General features: G+C 38.9%; 22 protein-coding genes. 15 read left to right on the top strand and 7 right to left on the bottom strand.

All coding sequences use genetic code 11. The features are described from left to right. Nucleotides 1–7 precede the first annotated feature (7 nt). From MW695_RS18140 to MW695_RS18130, 3 genes are all read left to right on the top strand, one after another. Nucleotides 8–970: a carbohydrate kinase family protein gene (locus MW695_RS18140; protein WP_247106894.1), complete on the top strand. Its 963-nt coding sequence runs from the start codon at nucleotides 8–10 to the stop codon at nucleotides 968–970. A 52-nt stretch (nucleotides 971–1,022) separates the two neighbouring features. Next, nucleotides 1,023–1,517, top strand: coding sequence for a DUF3231 family protein (locus tag MW695_RS18135; RefSeq protein WP_247106893.1), 495 nt, complete (start codon nucleotides 1,023–1,025; stop codon nucleotides 1,515–1,517). Between the two features lie 160 nt (nucleotides 1,518–1,677). Next, nucleotides 1,678–2,649: a tRNA dihydrouridine synthase gene (locus tag MW695_RS18130; protein ID WP_247106891.1), complete on the top strand. Its 972-nt coding sequence runs from the start codon at nucleotides 1,678–1,680 to the stop codon at nucleotides 2,647–2,649. A 124-nt stretch (nucleotides 2,650–2,773) separates the two neighbouring features. Here the strand turns inward: MW695_RS18130 and MW695_RS18125 are convergent, their stop codons facing one another. Then, nucleotides 2,774–3,697: an aldo/keto reductase gene (locus MW695_RS18125; protein ID WP_247106889.1), complete on the bottom strand. Its 924-nt coding sequence runs from the start codon at nucleotides 3,695–3,697 to the stop codon at nucleotides 2,774–2,776. Nucleotides 3,698–3,990: 293 nt separating this feature from the next. On the opposite strand from MW695_RS18125, the gene MW695_RS18120 reads away from it, so the two are divergent. The 6 genes from MW695_RS18120 (at nucleotide 3,991) to MW695_RS18095 (ending at nucleotide 11,631) form a co-directional block, all read left to right on the top strand. Further along, a complete protein-coding gene (locus MW695_RS18120; RefSeq protein WP_247106887.1) occupies nucleotides 3,991–5,022 on the top strand; it encodes a LacI family DNA-binding transcriptional regulator in 1,032 nt (343 codons plus the stop codon). A gap of 454 nt (nucleotides 5,023–5,476) precedes the next feature. Then, nucleotides 5,477–7,822, top strand: a complete 2,346-nt coding sequence (locus MW695_RS18115; protein WP_247106885.1) for a glycoside hydrolase family 2 TIM barrel-domain containing protein — start codon at nucleotides 5,477–5,479, stop codon at nucleotides 7,820–7,822. A gap of 23 nt (nucleotides 7,823–7,845) precedes the next feature. Next, a complete protein-coding gene (locus MW695_RS18110; protein WP_247106884.1) occupies nucleotides 7,846–9,141 on the top strand; it encodes an ABC transporter substrate-binding protein in 1,296 nt (431 codons plus the stop codon). Nucleotides 9,142–9,215: 74 nt separating this feature from the next. Continuing rightward, nucleotides 9,216–10,091: a carbohydrate ABC transporter permease gene (locus MW695_RS18105; protein ID WP_247106883.1), complete on the top strand. Its 876-nt coding sequence runs from the start codon at nucleotides 9,216–9,218 to the stop codon at nucleotides 10,089–10,091. Continuing rightward, complete coding sequence (locus MW695_RS18100; RefSeq protein ID WP_247106882.1) at nucleotides 10,084–10,965, top strand: carbohydrate ABC transporter permease; 882 nt, start codon at nucleotides 10,084–10,086, stop codon at nucleotides 10,963–10,965. The genes MW695_RS18105 and MW695_RS18100 overlap by 8 nt, the downstream gene beginning before the upstream one ends. A 21-nt stretch (nucleotides 10,966–10,986) precedes the next feature. Then, complete coding sequence (locus MW695_RS18095; RefSeq protein ID WP_247106880.1) at nucleotides 10,987–11,631, top strand: YesL family protein; 645 nt, start codon at nucleotides 10,987–10,989, stop codon at nucleotides 11,629–11,631. Between the two features lie 236 nt (nucleotides 11,632–11,867). On the opposite strand, the gene MW695_RS18090 is transcribed toward MW695_RS18095, so the two are convergent. Next, complete coding sequence (locus MW695_RS18090) at nucleotides 11,868–12,638, bottom strand: alpha/beta fold hydrolase (protein ID WP_247106878.1); 771 nt, start codon at nucleotides 12,636–12,638, stop codon at nucleotides 11,868–11,870. Nucleotides 12,639–12,649: 11 nt separating this feature from the next. Next, nucleotides 12,650–13,225 carry a TetR/AcrR family transcriptional regulator gene (locus MW695_RS18085; protein WP_247106876.1) on the bottom strand — a complete coding sequence of 192 codons (576 nt, stop codon included), beginning with the start codon at nucleotides 13,223–13,225 and terminating at the stop codon, nucleotides 12,650–12,652. Between the two features lie 290 nt (nucleotides 13,226–13,515). Between MW695_RS18085 and MW695_RS18080 the strand changes: the two genes are divergently transcribed. From MW695_RS18080 to MW695_RS18070, 3 genes are read left to right on the top strand one after another with little or no spacing between them, the layout of a single operon-like run. Beyond that, nucleotides 13,516–14,235, top strand: a complete 720-nt coding sequence (locus tag MW695_RS18080) for an ABC transporter ATP-binding protein (protein ID WP_247106875.1) — start codon at nucleotides 13,516–13,518, stop codon at nucleotides 14,233–14,235. Then, nucleotides 14,204–16,660: an ABC transporter permease gene (locus MW695_RS18075; RefSeq protein WP_247106874.1), complete on the top strand. Its 2,457-nt coding sequence runs from the start codon at nucleotides 14,204–14,206 to the stop codon at nucleotides 16,658–16,660. Before MW695_RS18080 ends, MW695_RS18075 begins: the two co-directional genes overlap by 32 nt. 4 nt (nucleotides 16,661–16,664) lie before the next feature. Continuing rightward, the gene (locus MW695_RS18070; RefSeq protein ID WP_247106873.1) at nucleotides 16,665–17,168 is read left to right on the top strand and encodes a PadR family transcriptional regulator; all 504 of its coding nucleotides are present in this window, start codon (nucleotides 16,665–16,667) and stop codon (nucleotides 17,166–17,168) included. Between the two features lie 341 nt (nucleotides 17,169–17,509). Here MW695_RS18070 and MW695_RS18065 read toward each other — a convergent pair whose 3' ends face one another. The 4 genes from MW695_RS18065 to MW695_RS18050 all read right to left on the bottom strand — a co-directional run bounded on the left by MW695_RS18065 (nucleotide 17,510) and on the right by MW695_RS18050 (nucleotide 20,879). Further along, the gene (locus tag MW695_RS18065) at nucleotides 17,510–18,418 is read right to left on the bottom strand and encodes a sensor histidine kinase (RefSeq protein WP_247106872.1); all 909 of its coding nucleotides are present in this window, start codon (nucleotides 18,416–18,418) and stop codon (nucleotides 17,510–17,512) included. Nucleotides 18,419–18,439: 21 nt separating this feature from the next. Continuing rightward, nucleotides 18,440–19,189: an ABC transporter permease gene (locus tag MW695_RS18060; RefSeq protein ID WP_247106871.1), complete on the bottom strand. Its 750-nt coding sequence runs from the start codon at nucleotides 19,187–19,189 to the stop codon at nucleotides 18,440–18,442. Beyond that, nucleotides 19,186–20,100, bottom strand: coding sequence for an ATP-binding cassette domain-containing protein (locus tag MW695_RS18055; RefSeq protein WP_247106870.1), 915 nt, complete (start codon nucleotides 20,098–20,100; stop codon nucleotides 19,186–19,188). Before MW695_RS18055 ends, MW695_RS18060 begins: the two co-directional genes overlap by 4 nt. Before the next feature lie 95 nt (nucleotides 20,101–20,195). Beyond that, nucleotides 20,196–20,879 (bottom strand): response regulator transcription factor, encoded by a 684-nt coding sequence (locus tag MW695_RS18050; protein WP_247106869.1) that lies wholly within the window; start codon nucleotides 20,877–20,879, stop codon nucleotides 20,196–20,198. A gap of 252 nt (nucleotides 20,880–21,131) precedes the next feature. Between MW695_RS18050 and MW695_RS18045 the strand changes: the two genes are divergently transcribed. From MW695_RS18045 to MW695_RS18035, 3 genes are all read left to right on the top strand, one after another. Next, nucleotides 21,132–21,314, top strand: coding sequence for a PspC domain-containing protein (locus MW695_RS18045; RefSeq protein WP_247106868.1), 183 nt, complete (start codon nucleotides 21,132–21,134; stop codon nucleotides 21,312–21,314). Between the two features lie 78 nt (nucleotides 21,315–21,392). Further along, nucleotides 21,393–21,731, top strand: coding sequence for an HIT domain-containing protein (locus tag MW695_RS18040; protein ID WP_247106867.1), 339 nt, complete (start codon nucleotides 21,393–21,395; stop codon nucleotides 21,729–21,731). Between the two features lie 62 nt (nucleotides 21,732–21,793). Then, nucleotides 21,794–22,225 (top strand): hypothetical protein, encoded by a 432-nt coding sequence (locus tag MW695_RS18035; RefSeq protein ID WP_247106866.1) that lies wholly within the window; start codon nucleotides 21,794–21,796, stop codon nucleotides 22,223–22,225. Nucleotides 22,226–22,461: the final 236 nt, after the last annotated feature.

Genomic DNA, 22,461 nt, shown 5'->3' with positions numbered 1-22,461 from the left:
TTAGGAAATGCAAACACATTCAACCATAGTATGTATTGGAGAGTTACTTATCGATTTCTTCTGTACGGATACCGGAAATGATCTAATAAAAGGGATGAAATTTGAAAAACAAGCAGGTGGTGCTCCGGCAAATGTATGTGCATCGATAGTGAAATTAGGTGGACATGCATTGATTTGTGGGAAAGTTGGCAATGATCCATTTGGCCATTTCTTGAAAAATACGTTAGAAGAACTGAAGGTTGATACGTCAATGCTCGTATTTGATGATACGAATCCAACGACACTTGCCTTCGTGGCCTTACAGGAGAATGGGGAGCGGGAGTTTGTATTTAATCGTGGTGCAGATGCGTTTTTAACAGAAGAAGATCTAGATATGGGGAAAATAGATAGTGCTCGCATTTTGCACTTCGGTTCAGCTACAGCTTTACTGAATGGTCCAATTCAAACAATTTATTTAAACACAATGAAAGAGGCAAAATTGGCAGATCAATTTATCTCGTTTGATCCTAATTTTCGGACGGATTTGTGGAAAGGCAATGAACAGGAGTTTGTCGCTTTGGCGAAAAAAGCCATTACTTTTTCTGATTTCGTAAAAGTCAGTGAGGAAGAACTACAACTCATCACAGGAGTCGAGGACATCGCAGAAGGGGTTCAGGCTTTTCATCGCGATGGAGCTAAGTTTGTTGCAGTAACGTTAGGAGGTAAAGGAACGTTTATTTCAAATGGAATGACACAAGAGACGATTTCAAGTATAAAGGTGAAAGCAATAGACACGACAGGAGCCGGAGATGCATTTGTTGGAGCAATGCTTTATCAGTTAGCTAAGGAAAAGGAACCAAAACGTGTTTTAGAGAATATTGAACAAATTAGAGAAATAACGTTATTTAGTAATAAGGTTGCAGCTCTTACATGTACAAAAGTAGGGTCAATTGCAGCGATTCCAACAATGGATGATTTAAATTATTTTTAGTACTGTTTATGTAAGCTCTCCTTCCCTGCCAAATTTAGAGCAAGTTGCCTTTGTGAAAAAGCAAGTTTTTTTATGTGACATACTTAATCACAAAAGACTTTTAGTAGCCGCAGAGATAACCAATTTATATGCTAATCTCCAAAGAAATGCTTTAGGAGTAGCTACCTTTACTGGGTTTAGTCAGGTCGCACAGGATCATGATGTTAAACTCTTCATTAGAAGAGGAATAGAAATTGGGAAAAAGCATGCGAAGTTATTTGGAGAAAAATTAGAAGAAAGTAACCTTCCTGTACCTACTACGTGGTCATCTGAAATAACCAATAGTACGGCTCATACATTTTCTGATAAAATGATGATGTTCTATACATCCTCCTTGATATCTTTAAGTATTGGTTACTATGGGACAAGTACTTCACAAAGCCCTAGAGTCGATATAGGTGTTATGTATAACCGGTTGTCATTAGAAATTCAGCTATATTCTGAGGATGGAGCTAATATTATGATAAAAAATAAATGGCTAGAGCAACCTCCAATCGCACCCGATTGAAATGATATAGCTAAAAATAAATAAAGGGTTTTATCGTTTGATAAACGTACTTAACAATGGTATAAATGTAAAGGAAGCAGAGATATCTTTGCTTCTTATTTTTGGGGGGATATTAGGAATATTGCTGATGCTCCGATTGTGAAAGGATTTGGATTTGAAAATGACTGAAAATTTTTGGCGTGATTTACCACGTCCGTTTTTTATATTGGCACCGATGGAAGATGTGACAGATGTTGTTTTTCGACATGTCATAAGTGCGGCAGCTAGACCTGATGTGTTCTTTACAGAGTTTACAAATACGGAAAGTTACTGTCATCCAGAGGGGCACCATAGTGTGCGTGGGCGTTTGGCTTTTACCGAGGATGAACAGCCGATAGTGGCGCATATATGGGGGGATAAGCCGGAATACTTTCGGCAAATGAGTATAGGTATGGCGAAGGAAGGTTTTCGCGGTGTCGATATTAACATGGGCTGTCCGGTACCTAACGTGACATCCAATGGCAAGGGATCAGGTCTTATTTGTCGTCCGGATGTTGCTGCTGATCTTATACAAGCAGCAAAGGCGGGAGGGCTGCCCGTAAGTGTGAAAACAAGGCTTGGTTACACAGATGTAGATGAATGGCACGACTGGCTTACACACATACTCAAACAAGACATCGCTAATCTTTCTATTCATCTTCGTACGAGAAAGGAAATGAGTAAAGTAGATGCACACTGGGAACTGATTCCAGAGATTAAGAAGCTTCGTGATACGGTGGCACCCGATACTCTTTTGACGATAAACGGGGATATTCCTGATCGTCAAACGGGTATGGAACTAGCTCGGAAGTACGACGTTGATGGGATTATGATTGGGCGTGGGATATTCCACAATCCATTCGCCTTTGAAACGGACCCGAAAGAGCATAGTAGTAAGGAATTGTTGGATCTTTTAAGATTGCATCTTGACCTCTACGATCAATATTCAAAGGAATTTGAACCGCGTCCATTCAAATCGCTTCAGCGTTTTTTCAAGATCTATGTTCGTGGGTTTCGAGGGGCGAGCCCATTAAGAAATCAATTGATGAACACAGAGTCTACGGATGAAGTGCGAGCATTGCTCGATGACTACAACGCGACAGTAGACAATTGATAAATGATAAGTAAACGGGCTTTGGATGCGCCTGCCAATCTATTATGATGCCACTGAAAAAGTTTGGTTTTAACTTTTTCAGTGGCTTCTCTATTATGGCAGACACGTCCGCATTCCCCAAAAATTAAGGTAGGATGTTTCCTGCTGAACGATAGATGCTATACCATTCTTCACGAGTGAGATGAACATCGCTTGCTTTTATACATTCTCGTAATCGGCCTTCATTCATCGTTCCGATGACAGGCTGCATGTTCGCAGGGTGGCGCAGTAGCCACGCAATTGCGATCGTTGTATTCGACACCTCGTATTTTGCTGCAACCTCATCTATTCTTTTATTCAATTCTGGGAACTTATCGTTTCCTAGAAATACTCCCTCAAAAAAGCCATACTGAAAAGGTGACCAAGGCTGAATCGTAATATCCTTCAACCTACAATAATCAAGCACACTGCCATCGCGATTTACGGCAGCTTCATTCTCCATATTGACATTGATCCCACTGGAAATCATCGTTGTGTTTGTTACACTTAATTGAAGCTGGTTGGCAACGATCGGTTGTTTTAAGTATTTGCTTAAAAGCTCCATCTGCATTGGATTTTGATTGGAGACGCCGAAATGTCTGACTTTTCCTGAGCTTTCGAGAATATCGAAGGCTTCTGCAACCTCTTCAGGCTCCATTAATGCGTCTGGACGATGAAGAAGGAAGACATCCAAATAATCTGTTTTCAGACGCTTTAGGATTTTCTCAACGGATTGTACAATATGTTCCTTCGAAAAATCGAACGTTCCGACATCGGGTCGGATCCCGCATTTAGACTGGAGAATCAAATTTTCCCGGACATCATCATTCATCCGAACCGCATCAGCAAATATTTCCTCACATTCACCCGCACCATAAAGATCAGCATGATCAAAAAAGTTTGCACCATTATCTAATGCTGTCTGTAGAAAGCTTTCTGCCTCTTTTTTATCGATGGAATTAATCCGCATACAGCCTACCGCAACAACAGGTACTTCTAATTCACTAGTTCCAAGCTTAATGGTTCTCATCCTTTACGTCTCCTTTTGAAAAAGAATTGTTCTGCTTTATTGAGCTAAAACTAGTTTAATTATAGCAATGTTTATAGAGGATGTCCTTCTTCTAGCCACACCTTTGGTGATTATTTAAGTTCAGTAACTTAACTTTCGCAAAGTAAAATTGGTAAATAAGCGATGAGCAAACTGGCGAGGTTCGCAATTTTTAGGATAATCTTGACAATGATAGCGCTCTCATTTACAATGAGAAGTATAGTGGGAATTTTCTTAAAATTTGTTTAATTAAAATAGGAAGCAGTCGATTTAATATGGAAAATAAAAAAGTAACCATTTATGATTTAGCAGAGGAGGTGGGGGTATCTACTGCAACGATTTCACGTGTTATTGCTGGCAATTATCCAGTTAGTCAAAAAACGCGTGAAAAGGTACAAAAGGTCATAGATAAATACGATTATCGTCCAAATGCCATTGCGAGAACCTTGAGTAACAAAAAATCAAGATTACTAGGCTTTATCACCCCTGATATTACAAACCCGTTTTTTTCACAAGTGTTTGTTGAGGTGGACAAATATGCGCTTGAGAAAGGTTATTCGGTTCTGCTAGGGAATTCTATGCATAGCCGTGAACTAGAGTCACGCTACATCCGAATATTACTTGAGCAACAAGCTGTGGGCATTATTTTATTAGGTGGGCTGATTAACGATACAGTACCAGATCCAAATAGTGTTCAAGAGCTAATCGAAGTACAGAAGGGAACTAAGTTGGTCACGATAAATGGCAAGGTTGAAGGGGGGAATAATTATTCGGTTAGAACGGATGAAGCAAAAGGTATTGAATTAATCATTAAGCACCTAGTGAAACTAGGACATAAAAAAATTGGTTTGTTAGGTGGAGTCAAGGGGATAACGACAACAGATATTAAGGTCAGTACATTTAAAAGGCAACTTAAGAAGTACAATTTAGAATATAAGGATTCCTGGCAAATTTATAGTGGGTTTAATATTGCAAGTGGTGAAGAGGGTTTTGAGCAATTAATTCGTACGAATAGAGAGTTACCAACTGCTTTATTAGGTATTAATGATATGGTTGGGGTAGGCATAATCAAAGCCTCAAAGCGTCATGCTGATAAGAGTTTTTCTTTTGTTGGATTTGATGATACAAGCTTAGCGCAAACATCCTCACCAGAACTAACGAGTGTTCGTCATCCTTATGAAAAATTGGGCAAAATGGCAATCGAGATGATTGAGGATGGAGGTCCTAGTAGAGATATCATTTTACCACCACGTCTTGTGGTTAAGGAGTCGACGTTGAGAAACGTGGATGGCTACGGAAAATTGTAGTTGTGTTTAGTGTAATAGTAACCGGTTACTATAAAGAATTCGTTTTTACGTAACGAAAGGAACCACCTGCTATCTAAATAAAGGTGATCTTCATGACAATGACAAAAGAGTACAAGAGTATCCCTGGTTGACGGTTTCTATAACTCTATCACGACGTCTTGTGGCTAAGGAATCGACATTGAGAAACAAGGATGGCTAAGTTGAATTGTAGTTGTGATTAGTGTAATAGTAACCGGTTACTATAAAGAGTTCGTTTTTACGTAACGAAAGGAACCACCTGCTATCTAAAAATAAAGGTGATTTTCATAAGTTAATAACTCTATCACGACGCCTTGTGGGTAAGGAATTCATTTTGAGAAACATGGATAATTAAGCGAAATAACCTTGAGAAGCAGAGCTTAGCGGTTGTTTCAGAAAAAAGTAAGCGGTTACTACGCGCGGAAAGGTGATTTTTATGACAAAAAAGTATAACATGAACCTCGATTGGAAGTTTCTATTAGGAGAAGAAAAAAAAGCTTGGTATAAAGGATTTGATGATCAGCATTGGCGAGATGTGCAGCTTCCACATGATTGGTCAGTTGAAGCACCTTTTTCAAAAGAGCATTCAAGTGGTACTGGTTATTTACCAGGTGGTATTGGCTGGTATCGTAAGTCATTTCACCTACAAGATGACATAAAAGGAAAAAAGGTCAACTTAACGATTGAGGGTGCGTATCAAAATGCAAAGGTTTGGGTTAACAGCTATTATCTAGGATATAGACCATATGGATACAGCACGTTTAGTTATGATATTTCTGATTTTGTTCATTCTGGTCATAATGTGCTTTCGATTCGATTGGATCACCCTTCAACGAGCGATTCTCGCTGGTTCACTGGTTCTGGTATTTATCGCAATGTATATGTGTCGGTTCAAGAACAAACACGTATAGTACCAGAAAGCACGTTCTATTACACTAAATCATCTGATGAAAACAGTGCAATCGTTGCTGTGGAGACAACTATTGAAAACGATACAGCGTACCGAAAAAAGCTTAAAATTGAAAGTGTTCTATATGATGATCATGACCACATTCGAGGGGAATCATCACAGCTGATTACTCTACAGGCTAATGATGCCCAGCAGCTAGCATTTGAGCTAAACATTGATACCCCAAAATTATGGTCACCAGAAACCCCGCATCTATATCAATTGGTTACACGAGTTATTGAAGCAGGTGAACTTGTCGATGAACAGGTTACTACAGTGGGAATACGAAGCATTAGCTTTGATTCTGAAACCGGTTTCTTTTTGAATGGGAAACCTACCTTACTAAAGGGCGTATGTGTGCACCATGATGCAGGAACACTAGGTGCTGCTGTACCTAAAGCGGTGTGGCAACGGCGTCTTGAGAAATTTAAAGATTTAGGTGCTAATGCAATTAGAATGAGTCATAATCCACCTGCGCCAGATTTGTTGGATCTATGTGATGAAATGGGTTTCTTAGTCATCGATGAAATTTTCGATGAATGGGAAGGCCCAAAAAACAAATGGTCGACAGGGCATAATGTTTATCCGCCTAAGCATGATGGTTATTTTGAACATTTTCCGGAATGGGGCGAACGGGATTTGAAGGATTGGGTGCAACGAGATCGTAATCATCCTTCTATCATTGCTTGGAGCATTGGTAATGAAATTGATTATCCCAATGATCCGTATTGTCACCCGTCGTTTAAAGAAATGACCGGTAATAATGATAAAGATAAACCAGTTGAAGAACGGCGATATGATCCGAATAAGCCAAATGCAGAGCGACTTGTTTCGATTTCTAAAAAACTAGTTAACTATGTAAAAGAAATCGATACGACAAGACCCGTAACGGCTGCATTAGCGTATCCTGAGCTATCAAATTTAACAGGACTTTCAGACACATTAGATATCGTTGGTTATAACTACAAAGAACATTTATATGAGCAGGATCACAGCAAGAATAAGAGCCAAGTGATTTATGGCAGTGAGAACAGTCATAGCGTTGAGAACTGGTTGGAGGTGGTCAATCGCCCTTATATTTCAGGTCAGTTCCTATGGACTGGAATTGATTTTCTTGGAGAAGCACAGGGTTGGCCGATAAGAGGATCGATGGCTGGCTTACTAGATTTAGCAGGCCGTGAAAAGCCGGGTTATTATTTGCGAAAAAGCTTATGGTCAAAGGAGCTATTTGGTAAGTTAACTGTCGAACAGATGGGTAGCCACAAGGAACATTTTATGTGGGATTATGATGACGATGATCAAGTCTTGATTAGAGGTTATACAAATGGTGAAAAAGCGGAGTGCTTCGTCAACGGAAAATCGTTAGGCGTTAAAGAAGTAACGAAAATCGGTGAAGTGCCGGAGTGGCAAACAACCTTTCAAAAAGGCGAGATAAAGCTTGTCGTCTTAAATGATGATCATGATTCTTTTGAGGATGTGCTTTACACACCAAGTCACGATCACTATCTACTAAAGGCGGTAAGCGATAAAGATAAATTAGTAGCAAATGGCGAGGATATTGCTCATATAGAAGTGGTTCTGACCGATCAGGAAGGAAGAATGGTGATCAATGATCAAGAAAGAATCGAAGTGAGTACTGAGGGGGCCATTGACATATTAGGGATTGAAAATGGTGATCTATCTGATTTAACCCCATACTCTGAGTCCAAGCGAAACTTTCATCAAGGTTATGCACTTATCTATGTACGTAGTAAAACTGAGGGAGGTGAGGCTACGATTCATATTCGCAACACAGGTGCAAAGGACACTAAAGTGCCGTTTACGATTATTTGAATGATAAAGGGGAGGCGTTATTAATGTTAAGAAAAATGGGTGGGTTCTTGCTTCTAATGGTTACTCTTGTTTTAGTGGCGTGTGGAAATAATGCAACAGAAGATGTTAGTAGTGATAAAACAGAGATTCGATTTGCATATTGGGGCGGAGATTTTGATCAAACACGTATGGAAAATATTAAGGCTGCCTTTGAGGAACAAAATGATAGCATTGAAGTAGAATTAGTTAATGTACCGGGGGACGAATATGGTCAACACCTGTTAACGCGCTTTGCTTCTGGTGATGTATATGATATTGTCCAGCTTGCTGAAAATTCCTATTATTTTGCTACTCGCGGAGTGTTGGAAGATTTAACGCCATGGGCTGAGGAAGATGATGACTTTAATTTAGATGATTTTTATGAAGTGGGTATTGAGGCCTATAGCCATAATGACCGCTTATATGGACTGCCACTCAGATTAGGAACAGTCATGATGTTTTACAACAAGGATTTGCTCGATCAGCATGGCTTAGATTATCCTGATGAAAATTCAACTTGGGAAGAAATTATTGAGATGGCTGAAACGATTACCAACCCTTCTGAAGGTGTGTTTGGTATGAATCCATTAGGTGGCTGGTGGGCAAGTACAAGTCAATTTACGCGCTCACATGGTGTGAGAATGTTAAGTGAAGATTTTACCGAATTTCAATTAGATTCACCTGAAGGAATAGATGCGATTGAAAAAATGCGCTATTTAGTTAATGATTTAAATATTGCACCAAATGATTCACAAATTCCAGAGGGTATTGATCTTTGGACAAGTGGACGACAAGGATTTTTAATTGATGGGCCTTGGCATATTCTGTCTAGTCGAGCGAATATTGAGGATTTTGAATGGGATATGACCAGTGCACCGACTATGCCAGGTGTTGCTGATACTGCACCAACGTTCTCAAATGCGTTTCATATTGCCAATGCGTCAACGAATAAGGATGCTGCATGGGAGGTTATTAAGTTTTGGACGGGAGTCGAAGGTCAAGAGATTCTAGCCAGCGAGCACGCTGAGACACCTTCGCGACGTTCGGTAGCAGAATCAGATGCTTACTTAGAAATTGGTGATATGGGTCCGGAAAACTTTGCATCGACGCTTGAAGCGGTGGAAGGGGCGTATCCTCCTGAAGCATCATTAATGTGGAGCGAAATTAATGAAGAGGTACAAAATAGATTATCAAGAATTATTAATTTAGAGGAACCAGTAGATGTAGAAATGAAAGCGCTTAGAAATGATATTGAACCGCTTCTTGAAGAGCAAGAACGATTATTAGAGAGTTTTGAATAAAGAGTGAAAAAGGCTAAATATAGAGGGTATCCCCCTCTATATTTAGTTAAATTGTATAAGAAAGGGTTTTTACTATGAACAATGAAAAGAAGAAATTCTGGTTATATATTTCCCCTTTTATCATTGGCTTTAGCCTTTTCACAATTGGACCTATGATCGCATCCATTTATCTAAGCTTTACACGGTACGATGTATTAACGCCTGCTGAATGGATTGGTATCGCCAATTATATAAACTTATTTCAAAATGAACGATTTTGGGCCTTTTTGGGAAACACACTATACTATGTGTTTATAGGAGTTCCAATCACTGTAGCGGCATCATTGATTGTGTCGCTCGTGCTATATCGGAACATCCCCGCGATCTCATTTTTTAGAACAACCTTTTACTTGCCATCTATCTTTGGTGGCGTTGCCATCTTAATTTTGTGGAACTACATGCTCGCACCAGGGTTTCAAGGAGAGAATGTTGGGGTCATTAATGCGGTGTTAGCAACAATTGGTATTGAGGGACCTGGTTGGCTAAGTGATCAAAATTGGGCAAAGCCTGCGATTATTTTAACCCAGCTTTGGGGTGTAGGCGGGAGTATGTTAATTTTGCTACCTGCTCTTGCTAGTGTACCACAGGATCAGCTTGAGGCGGCAGATATTGATGGCGCATCAGCCATTAGAAAGTTCTTCTCTGTGGTGATTCCTCAAATAAGCCCCGCACTATTCTTTTTGTTAACAATGGGGATGATTGGTACGTTTCAAATGTTTAATGAGCCGATGATTTTACCTGGAGCTGATCGACTATGGACCGATACCTTAATGGTTCATTTGTACAGTAATGCATTTGAAAACTATCGTATGGGTTATGCTTCTGCCTTAGCGTGGGTCATGTTTGTGGTGATCATGTTCTTTACACTCATACAATTGGCCTTAGGAAAGAAGTGGGTGCATTATGAATAACAAACAAATAAAAAGATTTAGAGAAGTTTGGGCATTGTCTCCAAAAGAAAAGTTACTACTCGCTATAAAGTATGCCTTTTTGATTGGGCTAACCATTGCGTTCTTAATTCCAATAGTATGGACAATATCGGGTTCATTGAAGCCCTCAGGTAGAATTTTCACTGTGCCGATTGAGTGGATCCCATCGACCTTTCATTGGGAAAACTACACCAATCTATTAGAGAAGTTTCCATTTTTTAAGTATGCTTTTAATAGTTTCATTTTGGTTGGCTTTAATATGGTGTTTACCATCATCTCGTCATTAATTGTTGCATACGGGTTTGCTCGATTTAGACATCCGTGGAATCAGAAGGTGTTTATTTTCGTATTAGCAACGATGATGATTCCGCCACAAGTCACTTTAATTCCACAATTCTTAATTTTTTCAAGCTTAGGCTGGGTGAACACCTACTTGCCTTTAATTGTGCCTAATTTATTCGGAAGTGCATTTAACATCTTTCTCATGCGTCAGTTTATTATGGGGATACCACGCAGTTTAGATGAGTCTGCTTATATGGATGGGGCAAGCTCGTTTAAAATTTTGACAAAAATAATCGTACCTCTATGTATGCCTGTCATCGTTACAATTGGCGTATTTACCTTTAATAGTAACTGGAATGACTTTATGGGTCCATTAATCTATTTAAGTACACAAGAGAAGTATCCTTTACAGCTTGCACTATATACATTAGACGCTGGTCGTCAAGGTCTTACCGACTTTGGTATGTTATTTGCAGCTTCAATCGTTGCACTCATTCCTCCGTTGCTTTTATTTGTTTTCCTACAAAAACATATAATGGCGGGTATTAAACTCGGTGGTTCAGTAAAAGGGTAAATAGTTAGGAGGACGTGTTCTATGTTTTTGGAAAATCAACCAATCCTTCAAAAGCTATATTTGTTGGCTACTTGGATATCACGATTAGCAACGGTAAACGTACTTTGGCTCGTCTTTACTTTACTAGGCTTAGGTGTTTTTGGCATTGGTCCTTCTACAGCGGCAATGAGTGCGGTCATTAGTCGCTGGATCGATGGAGATAATAGTTTCTCTGTCGTACGTCTTTTTGTGAATGTTTATCGTAAGCATTTTATTAAGACGAATATGATCTTTCTGTTGTTAGCGATAGTAGGTGCTGTTTTGCTGTTTAATTATTCCTTTATTCAAGCAAATAGTCTTCCTATGTTCTATAGTGTACTAACAATGGCAATGGGAATGATTCACTTGCTAATCAGTATCATCATTATACCGCTATATATCAACAATAAAGTTAGTGTTGTGGAGTTATTTAAAACAAGTACCTTGTTTGTCATAGGGTACCCAGTGAATTCCTTGATTATTGTTGTTGCCACAAGTGGATTAGTCATGATCCAGCTATTCATGCCGGGATTATTATTCTTTTTTTCAGGAAGTGCGATTACCTTTGTTGTTATATTAAGAATCAAAAAAGCAATAGATAAAACAAGGGCAATACAAGATGAGATTAGAGAAAGTGTGAATGTTTAGATACTCTAAGCAGAAATAGCTAGAAAGTTGGAAAGCATTCGAGCAAATATAAACGTATTTCTGAACCTAAAGTAGGAATAAGAATCTTATAAAAAGGCGCTTGGATATCAGATTATAATATCTCAAGAATGAAGACGTTTTGCATAGTATAGCCGTATTTTCGATGGGAAATCGATATATTACGGCTCTTTGCCATGCTTACCGGTAAGGTGCGCCTATTTTTTTATAATTCGGACTTACTGTGATAAAAATTCCTGTATGACTCTGTTCACCTCTTCAGGATTATCTAAATTGGTTGCATGGTGTGCGTCTTTAATGATTTTCAGCTGTGAATGTGTTATTTTTTCTAGCATGGCTTTCTGTTGTCTCATAATCATCGTGTCATGATCACCTTGTAAGAGTAAAGTTGGACACTTTACTTTAACTAAATCCGTACCGCTTTCCATTCTCGTTACAGCATCCCAAACACGAGTCCAGTTATTTTTCTCAATCATATTAAAGGCTTCCTCAATATAATTTTTATTATGAGGGTTGAATTTTGATAGCATATTGGCTTGTATTCTTCCAGCAACCTTCATCGGTATTAAACGGGTGGAAAAACGATTAATCGGAACAAGTAATTTTTCATACCAATTAAAAGAATTAGTAAAAGGGGTGCCAATTAATATTAATGCTTCCACTCTTTCTGGATAACGAATGGCTGTTTGAAGTGAAATGTGACCACCCATAGATAAACCACAAAGTATCGCCTTTTCAATATTTAAATGGTCTAGTAGAGTTATTAAGTCTTTGGAGAAATCTTCAGAGTCCACTTTCCCTACAGGTAAGCTCGATTGTCCATGACCTCTTACATCCCAGACGACCGTTTGATAATGATTCGAAAAAAACTTTACTTGTGGGTGCCATTGCTTATGGTTCCAGGATGCTCCGTGTGTAAAAATAATCGGCTTTCCTTCCCCTTGATTTTCGTAATACAGGGTCACATTATTACTAGTTATTGTAGGCATTTTAGCCCCTCCTAAGTATAGGGTTTAAGAATCACACTAAAGCAATCGTCTATTAATGCTTCTATTGTTCTTTCGGGGTTTCTTATCCAAATTAACATGGCACCTCCGACAGAAGATTGTAAGACCGTGCTAATAAGGTTTACATCACATTCCTTCATCTCGCCTTGACAAATAGCTTGATTTAAAAGGCTTTGTGTTCCTTTATCAAGAATATCTAGCCTTTTCTTAGATATTTTTAGTAAATCAGGATCAGATGTACTTTCTAAGTAAAAGGAAGTGTGATTGGCTAAAGAAATTGGATCATCTGCTAATTTCATTGCTTTTTTATATATTTTTTTTAAAGCATGTATGGATGAATCTTCTTTGTGTGACTCATCAAAGCTTTTCTTTGTTAATTCGACGACAAACTCACTATAAGCTAAGAGAATACCTTTCTTAGATCCAAACCTTTTTAATAAACCCGCGGGTGAAATAGTACCTTCATTTGAAATATCATTTATTGTTAATTTTGACATTCCTTTTTTACAAAGAGCTTGATAAACAGCATAAAAGATCGTTTCGTTTGCAAACTCACGAGGTCTTGCCATAAGTACACCACACCTTTATTAGTAAGTGAACATTCATTTACTAATTATAAACGTTTCTTGCAAAGGTGTCTATAAACCAATAAAATTTCTTGATTGAGTAGAGGAGAGCTGATGAGGTTTTGTAAGAAAGCTAAAGACACAAAACTTTTTATGGACCGTCTTTTTCTATTTACAAACTATAAATTTTATATATACTAAGTATATATAGTGATGTGTTTAATTCCTTTAAATACATCATTAGTTTAATATTTTTATATATACTTTGTATGTAAAGAGAGTGGAGGGGTTTGATGATTCATGTACAGAACGTAACGAAGAGTTTTTCTCAAGGGGCTGAACAATCCCAAGTGTTGAAAGGGGTAGATCTTGACATCGAGCAGGGGGAGTTTGTAGCTGTTATGGGGCCTAGTGGTTCAGGAAAAAGTACCCTTCTTCAGCTTCTTGGCGGGCTTGATATACCAGATGAAGGCACGATCGAAATTGGTGATGAGCGTATTGAAAAGATGAGAGAAAAGGATAGAACGATTTTCCGTAGAAGAAATGTTGGATTTGTTTTTCAAAATTATCAGCTGCTTCAAAACCTGAGTGTGGAGGAAAATATCGCATTTCCAATCCATGCAGATGGGACATTGAAGCCTAGTGATCAGAAAAAAATCAATGGCTTGATTAAGGCAGTTGGGCTGACGGGGCTTGAAAAAAAGAGGGTAAATCTCCTTAGTGGTGGACAGCAGCAACGTGTCGCAATGGCGCGAGCTCTTGCAAACAATCCTGGGGTTTTGCTAGCGGATGAACCGACTGGTAATTTGGATCGGGCGAAAGCAGAGGAAATTTTGGCATTAATGGTTTCTTTTCATCGAAATGACCATCAAACAATTGTGATGGTGACTCATGATATTTTTGCAGCTGGATTTGCTGATCGTATCGTTCTGTTTAAAGACGGTAAGGTAGAGCGGATCATTTCGAGAAAGGATGACGATTATGCTGAATATTTGGCGAATTTCATGGCGTAATAGTACTCGGAGAAAAAAGAGGTTTTTCTTTACACTTGCGGCAATGGTAATGGGAGTTGCGGTTATGACCGCCATGCTTGTCGCTGATAAGACAACCGAAGATGTGTTTACGTATTATGAGCAGATGTATGTAGCTGATGCGGATTACTGGATTCTTAGCGATGATCATACATTTTCAGAAAATACGGCAGAGGAGGTGGCTGTTCACTCAGAAGTTAATGAAACCCTTCATGTCCTCGATAAACAGGCCTTTTTTGAGCTGGAGGAAGAGCGACCGAGAAATGAGCGCTCAGTACGTATCACAGGAGTGAGTGATTTTTCTAGCTCGCTTTTAAAGCTTCCTGTTGCAGAGGGTAGCTTGGAGGATGAAGGTGTTATTTTACCAGAACCAGTCGCGCGTTTGCTTGGAAAGGGAGTTGGAGACTCTGTACGTTTTGCAGAGTTAGGGGAGCTTGAGGTTTCAGCAATCGTGGAATATGTACAGATTTTGGCTAGCCCATCCGATTGGGAAGGAGCACAGTCAGCAGGATTTCGAGTGATGGTCCCCCTTGATGTCCTGCAGGAATGGACTGGTTTGAATGGAGAAATCTCTTATATGCGCTTTCAGACGGAAGGGGATGGAGAGGAGCTTTTCCTCAATCTTCAGGAGCAGTTTCAAGGATCTTCAACATTTATTCAGCCTGTCGTGGCCGATGATCGTCAGAGTAACGACATTAACGGGTTGTATACATTTTTCTATTTAATTGCGGCTCTTGCGATTATAATCAGCGGTTTTATTGTTTTCAATATGATCTACACAAGTGTGATCGAAAGGCAAAAGGAATTTGCTATTATGAAGAGTCTTGGGTATCTTCAGACTTCCGTTTCCAAGCTAGTTCTTATAGAAGTACTGCTTTTAGCTACCATTGCGGTGGGGATCGGAGTCCCGTTTGGCGTTTGGATCGGAGACCTTTTTATGATGGCTCTTCTAAGCGTGTTTGCCTTTGATATGGTATACTCATTGAATTGGGCAATCCCGGCCATGATCTCAGCTACAGCAGGGTTCGTCTTTCCGATTCTCTTTTCACTTGTTCCGATTTATCATGCTGGGAAAACGTCGATTTTGCTCACATTAAAAGGAGAAACTAGCAAGGGAATCTATTCTAACAAAAGCCCACTTCGTTTTGGAGTTGGTTTAGCGCTTCTCGTCTTTGTGTTTGTGGATTATCCGATTTCTTATATCGCTATTTTGGCCGGTGTCATTCTTTTGTTTCCATTTGTACTAACCGTGATTTCGCATCTTTTTAGGCCGGTTCTAACGCATGTATTTGGATTTGGAGGTACTTTAGCTGTGCAAAACCTCCAAAATCAAATTGGGCGTAATGCGAATACATCGGCCATTTTGGCAGTGGGTATTGCCGTGATTCTTCTGCTCGGTGCAGCAGTAGATTCAGCGCCTGACGGGTACGAAAGGGAAATCCGAAGTACATATGGTGGTGACGTAAGAATTTCCTCAGAATCGCCATGGAGCGCAGAGAATATCTCAGCGCTAGAAGCATATGAGGAGGTCAAGGAGGTTCATAAGCTAGCGGAAGCGACACCGATTACGTGGAAAACGGTTAATGGCGATCACAGGCAGTTTTCCGTTTTGTCGGTCAGCTCGGGGAATGCTTCCTTGTATGATCATCCAGATTATACGTTAAACAATAAGCTTGTCGAACAGCCGTCTGTGCTACTTGGAAATCGTGCTTTTGATGAGTGGGGAGGGGAAATCGGTGAAAGTATCGTAATGAATACTCCAGACGGCAAACAGGAGCTAGAGGTTATAGGGAATGTAACAACCTCTCACTATTCAGGGTACGTTGCATTCATGGAGGAAGGTCATATGGACGAGGCTTTCGGATGGGAAGGTAGCTTTGATTTGCTTCTCACGTTAGAAGAAGGGAGTCATTCGTTTCCTCCAAGGGTTTGGGATGATTTCGGGCATCATCTCTCCGGTGTGGAAACGGTAGAAGATGAGATACGATCTACTACCTCAGCCATATCAGAAATGTATAGTCTCATATATGTTCTCATGATCATGATGATTGGCCTAGCCAGTATTGGAACTGCGAATACGATCCTAATGAACACCGTGGAACGCACATCTGAGATAAGCACAATGAGAGCGATTGGCTTTACGGTGTCTCAGGTGAAACGGATGATCCTTGCAGAAGGATTACTTATCGGGATCACGGGTGTTGTTGGAGGCGTTATGACTGGGGTTCTCCTCATTTTCACTGCTAGTCGTTCTGATTTAATGGAAGGGTTTCTCATCTTCCATATTCCAGTGAGCTATGTGCTCATTGCAGTCATGACCGGTTTGGTCTTCAGTCAACTTGCATCCTGGTCAGCTGCGAGCCATGCTTCAAACATTAAGCTGCAATCATCACTTAAAGAAGGGTAAGATCATGTCGGTAAAATACGGAATTTTAACGATCTTATATAATGGAATAAATCATGGTTACGATTTAAAGGTGGGGGTTGACTCATTGATCGGGTTGAAAGGGAAAATCAATCCAGGACAAATCTATACAACACTGGATAGATTGACGCGCGATGGGATGGTCACTTCAGCAGGAACAGACGACAAGGAGCGTAAACGGTATGCCATTGAGGTAAAAGGAATGGAGTCACTTGAGAAATGGCTGCTAGATCCAGTCCCCTATCATTCGGTAAAAGAGGATTTCTTCTTTAAATGGAGCTGTGCGAGAAAGATTCATTTCAAAGAAGAGAAGCAGATGCTTGATCAACAAAAAGCACTCATCATTAAGGAAACGATGGAGCTATCCAGGTTGAAAACGGAGCTTCTTGTCAATGGTGATGAGGACAGGTATCTGTTAGTTACAGGAACACTGTTACATCTAGAGGCAGATCTGAATTGGATCACAAGGGTGGAAAACCGTCACCAATAATACAATCCCGCCGTGCTGAAGGGAGAGCGGCGGGATTGTTGTGAAGAGCGAGCTCTTCTTTTGATTAATGGGGAGAATCACACAAGAAGGAAAGTTTGTTACAGCAATCCCGATGTAGGGGAAAGGGGGACCGCTCGGGCGGAAAGAAGGGAAAAGGGAATCCTCCTTCCGCTAAAGAGCTGAAATTAGAAGAGAGAGCGCGAAAATGTACTCAACGTTCCGCTATTGGTTAGAAAAGAGTCTGTTGAGCAGGAAAAAAGGCAAAATAGCGGAACGAGGAACCGTAAAGGAAAGAAATTGAGCAGAATGAAGGGAATAGAGGAAGGAGGATTCCATCCAACTTAATCCCATTTTTTAAACCATACATCGATCATAAATTTATGATCATGAACGTCGGCAGCTACTTGCCCTTCTTGTTTGTTTATTAGTTGTTGAACAATATGGAGACCTAATCCAAGCTGCCCACCACTTCGGCTAGGATCTAATCGAAAGGATCGGTCAAAAATTCGATTAAGCTCGGTATGATCAAATGGGCCTATATCATTTACGACTCTTAACCTGTAATACGTTTCTTCTTCTACCAAGTTAATCGTGACATAGCTTTTGGCATACCGTAATGCATTTTGAATAATGTTGGTTACGATTCGATTGGTTGCCTTCTTGTCGGCTAAAATAGGTGATACTGTCATTTCATCCATATGGACGTTTAATTGATTTTTTTCAAAGTCATTGTAGAACAACAGCATCGCTTCCACGACGATTTTATCTAACAACTGTTGCTCTAAAGTGAATGGCTTGTCGGAGGATTCGATTTGGGATAGTTCATAGAATCCATCAGCCATCATTGTGAGATGGTCAATTTTCTTTTGAATGATGCTTAGAAACTCTTTCCTTTCTTCCCCAGATATAGATGGGTCCGTTAATAATTCGGAAAAGCCTTTAATGGATGTCAAAGGTGTTCGCAAATCATGGGATAGGTTGGTCACTTCTTCCTTCAGTTCTTTCTCTTTCTTCACCATATTCTGCTGATCTTGCTTGAATAAATAAATGAGCTGGTTGATTTTCGTAATGAATTGAATCAGGATTTTACTATGCGTATTTGTGCGGACCAATTCATTTGTACCGAAATTTCCGATGATCTCATCTAATTGCTTCGTCATTCTTTTCATATCAAAGAGGAGAAGCAGAAGCGTCCCAGTACTTATAATGAGTAGAAAAATCAACATGATGATCATCAACCAGCTGTTCACGACTCTAACATCCCTTCTTCATCAATCAATCGTTTGTTTAGCGAATTTTCTAGCGCCTATTAGTAAAAATATCACCGAAATAACAATGCCAGTTATCCAAGGGCGATACTCGAATTGAACCTCTTGAGCCAAAAAGCTCATTAAATTTTCGTTTAATAGTGTACTTGGTGCATAGTGATAAAGTTCATCCATTCCTGAAATAGATCGGAATAGTAATCGTACTAAATCACCAGATAAAAGAAAGAAAAAGAGCAACATAACAATGACATAGACATCGCCGACCTTAAGCATTCTAAGCACATGGATGACAAAAAATCCACCCACTACAATCGGGATCATATTGAAACTAGCTAGTAAGAAATTCTTGACGGCTTGTTCCTCACTAGCCAAAAGACTCTCTCCTAATACAATCGTTAAGGCTAGACCGATTACACAGATTAGTAAAAAATAAATAAAGGTTAGAATAAGCTTTGACCAAAAGATGGTGCTACGAGAGATACCAAAGGATATAGATTGTTTAATGACAGCTGTGTCTTTCCCGGTTAGAGCTGAATTAAAGAGTAATCCTATGATCACAATTAATACGCCACCACTGACGACATTTGAATAAAAGAACCTACTAGTTGCGTACGGGAAATTTGGGTCAAAATGCAAAGACAAGGATAATACAACGGCAGCTGCAATAATTAAAGCTAAGCCAATAGCACTCGTAACATATAGCCCTTTTTTGTGTAGCAAGCGATAATGTTCGCTTTTCATATAATTCATCATTGTTCATTCGCCTCCACTAATCCTAAGAAATATTCTTCTAAATTTAGAGCTTCAATACGAAACTCCATCACTAACACTCCATTGGTCGTTAAGAGACGATTAATCTCGCCGCCTTCATCGACATAGTTTTGAAGGGTGATGATTTGATTAGGGAGAACTTTATACTGGATATCGGCAAAGGCTTGCTCTAACAATTGTGCTGTCTTAGCTGTATCATTAACTTTAAGCCGAATTTGCTTTTTACTTTTTTCATTTAACGCCTCTTTGCTTAGATCCTCGACAATGACCCCATTTTTAATAAAAGCAAAGCGCGTCGCTATTAATTGTAATTCACTTAAAATATGACTAGAAATCAAAATGGTTATTTGTTTCTCTTCATTTAACTTCAATAATAATTGACGAATTTCCATAATGCCTTCAGCATCTAACCCATTAATAGGCTCATCTAGCACTAAACAATCTGGACTACTTAGAAGACACAGGGCGATTCCTAGTCGTTGCTTCATTCCCATTGAGTAATCACTAAAACGTTTCTTCTTTTCATTGGCTAAGCCAACAATTTGTAGCACTTCATAAATTCTTTTTTTCTCAACGACGCCTCGTTGAATTCGAAAATACTCTAAATTTTGAGTCGCTGTAAAATCCGGAAAAAACTCAGGCGTCTCAATCATAAAGCCCATTCTCTGTTGTGCAATGGGCATTTCGTTTCCTGATTTCCCAAATAAGTGAATCTCGCCGGAGGTAGGAATGAATTGGCCCGAAAGCATTTTAAAGAACGTCGATTTTCCAGCTCCATTTTTTCCGATTAATGCACAAATTTCTCCTTGTTCAAGTGAGAAATTCAGTGGCTTGATGATTTCATCCTCTTTAAAGGCTTTCGTCAATTGAAAGGTTTGAATAATGGTATTCATCTTGTTGACTCCTTCGCTAAAATTCTTATTACAATTAGTTTAGCTTAGGTGTCTTTAATTTCCCTTAAGCAAAACATAAAGAAATCATAAAGAATTTAAATGAGCATGAAGCCTACTCCCCAAATGGTTCTAATATACTCATCAGGCGTGATTTCGGCCATTTTTCTACGAAGGTTCGAGACATGAACACTAATCGTATTGTCATCGCCTAAGTAGGTCCGATTCCACGTTCGTTCATACATCTCCCTTTTGGAAAAGGCACGCTCAGGATGACTTATAAATAAGAAGAGGATATCAAATTCCGCATTCGTTAATTGCAGCTCGTTCCCTTCTAACGTTACAGACAATTTATCAGGATTGATCGTAAGTCCTCGCCATACTTTCTCAGAAGTTCTTGTTGAGTGACTGCTTGATTTTCGTAATTGCACTTCAACTCTTGCCATTACCTCTTCTTGATTAAAAGGCTTCGTCATATAATCGTCTGCCCCTATCTTCAATACGTGTACTTTGCTTTCGATGTCCACCTTGGCGGAGATGACAATAATGGGGATGTCGCTACTTTCTCTAATCTCTTTGATTAATTGTTCCCCGCTTTTTCCTGGTAGCATTAAATCTAATAAAATTAAATCATATGTATCATTCTGCAGCTGTAGCAGACCTTCTGTACCAGAATACGCCACAACTGAATCCATCCCTAATTTAGTAAAAATCACACGTAATAGTCTACTAATTTCTTGATCATCTTCAATGATTAACAGTCGTTTGCCTTTATTATGCACAATCATCAACCCTTTTTGTTCAATCTAATGGATTACCTTTCATTATAGCGTATTTAATGGATGAAAATGGAGAGTGATTTGGGGTGAAATGTTGAATGAAATAAGGCTGAAATAAATGAGACCATTGGAAAAGTACAAATTTCACTTTTTTTCAGTGATCCTTGAATCTTTGTAAAAGATACACTAAAGAAAACGTTTAAGTGATAGAATAATAATATGTAATTATGGATGAAAATGGAGGTGGCAATTCTCATGTCGCAAAAGTTAACGAAGTCATCGACGGATAAAGCCCTATTTGGCATATGTGGAGGAATAGCCCATTTTTTCGGCATATCACCTTTTATTGTGAGGATCATATTTATCTTTACGGCTTCTGCTTCTGTATGGGTTTATATAATTCTTGCTTGGGCATTAGAAGATGAGCCAACACTTTGATTGTAGGTTCTCTACCGTATTTTAGAGCAGTTTTAATGAAAACTGTAACCGTAATCATATAGTAGGAGGCACACAAAGATGACCTGTATTTTTTGTAAGATAGTTAATAGAGAAGCTCCAGCAGAAATGATCTATGAAGATGAGGATGTTATGGCCTTTTACGGATTGCATTCTAGTGCACCAATTCATGCGTTAGTCATTCCTAAAAAGCATATTGAAAACATAATGGACATCAAAGTGGGTGATGAAAGAATGATCTACAATATTCATCATGGATTACAAGAAGTTGCCAAAATATTGGGGATAAGTAGTGATGGTTTTAGAGTTATTACGAATACAGGGAAACATGGTCAACAAGAAATTTATCATTTGCATTATCATATAATTGGTGGTCGTCAATTAAAATGGGAAATGTAATTGACTCACTGTCCGACTTGTAAACTTGATAATATGTTTAAATTTGGGGGAGAGTCCATGAATTGGCTAGTGAAATAAATCATTGTTTTTCTTACATAATCGCTTGGTTTTTATTTGTTATCTTTGTTATTAGTACATTAATTATAGCCTCATATGGTGCAGGGTTAGTAATGGATTTGTTTAATTTTACCAATGCATTAGAAGTATTTTCGATTGCGTATATTATTTTCATTAATTGGGTTGCAAAGGCTCTTTTGTATGAGAGATTTTTAAAAAAACGTAAAATAAGTGTAAAGGCTGGCTGGTTCTTTTCATTCGCTATATTTTTTGTTGTGGGGATCGTGATAGTGTTTTTAGCTTTTATTAATAGTGTTATGCTTATTATTGGATACGATTCATTAAAGCCCTTTTGGATAGTCTTTTTTATAGGGATTGCTTTAATTATTTTTAGCGCGAAGTACATTTTTAGCTTTGTAGAGGATAACTCTACTTAATGAATTAAGGGGCTAATTAAATTGTGTTAATAGAATTTAAGAAGGAGGATAATAAAAATGCTTAGGTTTCATTCTTAGTGGTGGTCATGCTACCGAGCCTACATTCTAACCGGATATAGTAGGAGTAAACGAAAATCTCCAAGATACTTTATGATTTAAAAGGGGAAACAAGTATGTCGTCAATAGTAGGATGCCTATTATTTTCATGTTTATGGACGGAACTAACTCTAACTAAT

Source organism: Halalkalibacter sp. APA_J-10(15) (assembly GCF_023017105.1).
GTDB lineage: Bacteria > Bacillota > Bacilli > Bacillales > Bacillaceae_D > Halalkalibacter.
This window is presented reverse-complemented; position numbering and strand designations above follow the sequence as displayed.

Bases quoted from the DNA above. Each gene is read 5' to 3' on its own strand.
- MW695_RS18130 (WP_247106891.1), top strand. From the start codon at position 1,678: ATGACTGAAAATTTTTGGCGTGATTTACCACGTCCGTTTTTTATATTG.
- MW695_RS18055 (WP_247106870.1), bottom strand. From the start codon at position 20,100: ATGAATACCATTATTCAAACCTTTCAATTGACGAAAGCCTTTAAAGAG.
- MW695_RS18110 (WP_247106884.1), top strand. From the start codon at position 7,846: ATGTTAAGAAAAATGGGTGGGTTCTTGCTTCTAATGGTTACTCTTGTT.
- MW695_RS18105 (WP_247106883.1), top strand. From the start codon at position 9,216: ATGAACAATGAAAAGAAGAAATTCTGGTTATATATTTCCCCTTTTATC.
- MW695_RS18080 (WP_247106875.1), top strand. From the start codon at position 13,516: ATGATTCATGTACAGAACGTAACGAAGAGTTTTTCTCAAGGGGCTGAA.
- MW695_RS18125 (WP_247106889.1), bottom strand. From the start codon at position 3,697: ATGAGAACCATTAAGCTTGGAACTAGTGAATTAGAAGTACCTGTTGTT.
- MW695_RS18045 (WP_247106868.1), top strand. From the start codon at position 21,132: ATGTCGCAAAAGTTAACGAAGTCATCGACGGATAAAGCCCTATTTGGC.
- MW695_RS18085 (WP_247106876.1), bottom strand. From the start codon at position 13,225: ATGGCAAGACCTCGTGAGTTTGCAAACGAAACGATCTTTTATGCTGTT.
- MW695_RS18070 (WP_247106873.1), top strand. From the start codon at position 16,665: ATGTCGGTAAAATACGGAATTTTAACGATCTTATATAATGGAATAAAT.
- MW695_RS18060 (WP_247106871.1), bottom strand. From the start codon at position 19,189: ATGATGAATTATATGAAAAGCGAACATTATCGCTTGCTACACAAAAAA.
- MW695_RS18115 (WP_247106885.1), top strand. From the start codon at position 5,477: ATGACAAAAAAGTATAACATGAACCTCGATTGGAAGTTTCTATTAGGA.
- MW695_RS18120 (WP_247106887.1), top strand. From the start codon at position 3,991: ATGGAAAATAAAAAAGTAACCATTTATGATTTAGCAGAGGAGGTGGGG.
- MW695_RS18095 (WP_247106880.1), top strand. From the start codon at position 10,987: ATGTTTTTGGAAAATCAACCAATCCTTCAAAAGCTATATTTGTTGGCT.
- MW695_RS18100 (WP_247106882.1), top strand. From the start codon at position 10,084: ATGAATAACAAACAAATAAAAAGATTTAGAGAAGTTTGGGCATTGTCT.
- MW695_RS18040 (WP_247106867.1), top strand. From the start codon at position 21,393: ATGACCTGTATTTTTTGTAAGATAGTTAATAGAGAAGCTCCAGCAGAA.
- MW695_RS18075 (WP_247106874.1), top strand. From the start codon at position 14,204: ATGCTGAATATTTGGCGAATTTCATGGCGTAATAGTACTCGGAGAAAA.
- MW695_RS18090 (WP_247106878.1), bottom strand. From the start codon at position 12,638: ATGCCTACAATAACTAGTAATAATGTGACCCTGTATTACGAAAATCAA.
- MW695_RS18140 (WP_247106894.1), top strand. From the start codon at position 8: ATGCAAACACATTCAACCATAGTATGTATTGGAGAGTTACTTATCGAT.